At 35.8% G+C, this 2,754-nt stretch carries 3 protein-coding genes and 1 pseudogene; all 4 read left to right on the plus strand.

Annotated features, from left to right (window positions below):
• A pseudogene (locus tag Q0296_RS00540) lies at positions 1–433 on the plus strand (thioredoxin reductase); the annotation flags it as partial.
• Between the two features lie 115 nt (positions 434–548).
• The gene (gene tssJ / locus Q0296_RS00545) at positions 549–1,016 is read left to right on the plus strand and encodes a type VI secretion system lipoprotein TssJ (RefSeq protein WP_103565622.1); all 468 of its coding nucleotides are present in this window, start codon (positions 549–551) and stop codon (positions 1,014–1,016) included.
• Position 1,017: 1 nt separating this feature from the next.
• Positions 1,018–2,412 (plus strand): type VI secretion system baseplate subunit TssK, encoded by a 1,395-nt coding sequence (tssK, locus tag Q0296_RS00550; protein WP_298035642.1) that lies wholly within the window; start codon positions 1,018–1,020, stop codon positions 2,410–2,412.
• Positions 2,413–2,421: 9 nt separating this feature from the next.
• A partial coding sequence (locus tag Q0296_RS00555; RefSeq protein WP_298035643.1) for a DotU family type IV/VI secretion system protein occupies positions 2,422–2,754 on the plus strand: 333 nt, incomplete at its 3' end.

Below are 2,754 nucleotides of genomic sequence, written 5' to 3' on the forward strand. Positions count from 1 at the left end.
TAACCCTACAGGATCAATGCATAGAGTTTTAAGAGAGCTTGTAGAAGACAAAGGCAAACTACTAGATCCTAGAGACCTTGATGCAAATGAGACTACAAGGGAAGAATTTATCTCTTATGTCAAAAAAGAATTGCCTGAATATGCAGAGATTTTTTCTGAAAAAGGCTATCCTGCTAATTACGAAGATAGGGATATAGACCTCTACATCGACTCCACCCTCCTAGAAGCCAAAATAATGTCCCTAACCCCACCAGAGGGCTACCCAAATGCACCATACTACAACACACCAGAAGAGCTAACAAGACTATATGAGGCTGGTAAATTAGATAAAAAGCTAAACCCTCTAACACCAGTGATGTATAGAGATAGCTTCCCTGAAGATCTTAGGCAAAAGATATTATCTTACGCCAAAGAGCATAATATAAAGGATTGATTAACGCTTATTAAAGTTTTATTTAAGAACATTGATTTTAAAATAAGTTTCTTCTAAAATAACTTTAGATAGAATTACATAAAAATAATATTATTAACGTGAGGTAAAGGAAACCATGAAGAAAACGTTTAAATTTCTTTGTTCTTTAATTTTTATGCTATTTATCGCAGGATGTGCAAAAGATCTTATCATAAGCAACACTCCAAATTCAAACTTAAACTACCACGGTGACAACGTTCCAGTGACCATCATCGCTTATAAGCTAAGAGATGTAGCAAAATTTCAGCAAGCTAGTATAGTTGATCTAGCTGAGAAAAATGGTGACATACTTGGTCAAGACAAGATAGACTCGATAAAAACGCAAATTCAGCCAAATACAAACAGATACGCTTTTACAAATGTCGATCCAGACGAAGTACCATACGTGGGCATTTTGGTGCTTTATGCTGATCAAAGCAAGACAAATATCAAAGCTTACAAATCAACAAAAGAAGCAAAAGAGAAAAATATAGTTTTTGAGATAACTAAAAATGGCGTAAATACCATAGACGCTAGCGGCTCTAAGATCCAAGCAAGCAAATAAAATGTCTGATAAATTAAAAGTTGTCTGGTACAACGGGATGAACGTTGATAAGGTTCATTTCGAGCAGCAAGAGAGGTATTTTGAGAGAAATTTAAACCTAAAGACCGTCTTGTCTTTTTCAAATTTATATGGAGTTTTGGATCTTGAGATCTCAAGTGAGCTTTTGCTTCAAGGCAAGATAGGGCTAAATAAAATTTCTTGCATCTCGCAAGATGGTACGATATTTAACGCTCCAGATCAAGACGACCTACCAGAGCCACTTGAGATAAGTCCTAGCGAGCTAAATTCTGCTGTCATCGTGCTAAAGCTACCAGTTAGCTCAGGGCTTGTTGATATTAGCTTGCAAAACAATCTACCAAATCTAAAATTTACGGCTAAACAAGCGCTCATTAGCTCAAGAGTGCATGATGAAGCTAGTAATGACATTTTAGATGAGCTTGATGACAAAGACGACTTTGAGCTTTCGTCTGCTTTTACGCAGGATAAAGAAAATTTGATTCTAGCAAGCCAAAGATCGACTCTAGGAGTACTTGGCTCAAAAACGCCTTATGAGCTTAGCGTGCCTATTTGCAGGATAAAAAACATAGATCTAAACAAACAAATAACACTTGATGAGAAATTTATACCAACCTGCATCGATGTCAGTAAAAATTCTTTCATCACTAGCTTTATAGATGAGTTTAGCTTTGCTACAAAGCAGCATCAAGAGAGCTATACTGGGCTTTTAGGTGGCATAGATCAGGCTAAAAATAGGCTTGATATCTCAACATATTTGACGCTAAATATGCTTAAAAAATGGCACTTGATATTCTCCTATCTTTTTAAAAGAGACAAAATTCATCCAGAGTATCTATATGAAAAGCTAGTTGATTTTCAAGCTGATCTGCTAGCCCTAAGCCACGATGATAGTTTTAGCGAATTTATAGCTTATGATCACAACAACTTAAGTCAAACTTTCGTACCGCTGATAAACAATCTTAGGCTTTTATTCTCGCATATCTTGTCGCCAAAATACGTCATGGCACAGATCGTTAAAAACAATCACGGCTTTTTTGACTGCGTCTTTGATAACCCAAGCATCATAGAAAACTCAGAAATTTACTTTGCTATCCATAGCGATACAAAAAATGAGTACCTGCTTAAAAATTTCAAAGAGCAGTGCAAAATCCACACCCAATCAAACATCAAAAGTATCGTCTCATCGCAGCTTCGCGGCATAAACGTAGAGCAAATTTCGGCTATACCTAGTACATTGCCAAAGCTAAATGACTATATCTACTACAAGATCGATAAAAAAGATGAAATTTTCAAAAGCTTCGCAAATCAAAGCGTTATTAGCGTCTATATAACAGCAAATTTATCAAACGCTGACATTAAGATGTGGGCTTTATTATAAGGATAAAAAATGAGTGAAAATCAAAATGACATTTCAGTTTTAAGCCAGACAAAGCTTCTAGGACTTGGCGCAAATCCTGCCCTAGATCATGTGCTACCACTGCTTCTTTTGGCAAACAGAGTATCAAAACTACAAAATTTTTCACAAAGTGAGATGCAAAATTTACGTGAAAAGCTGATAAATGATATATTAAGCACCACTTCAAAGATCTCAAATTTAGGCATTTATGAAGAGGATGACATCATTAGGCTTAGATATTGCCTTTGTGTTTTTATCGATGAGAGCTTGCTTAAAAATGAAATTTTTATGAATAGCTTTTGGGCGAACAACACCTTAACAACG

Origin of the sequence: uncultured Campylobacter sp. (assembly GCF_937890585.1) — a bacterium.
Taxonomy (GTDB): Bacteria; Campylobacterota; Campylobacteria; order Campylobacterales; family Campylobacteraceae; genus Campylobacter_A.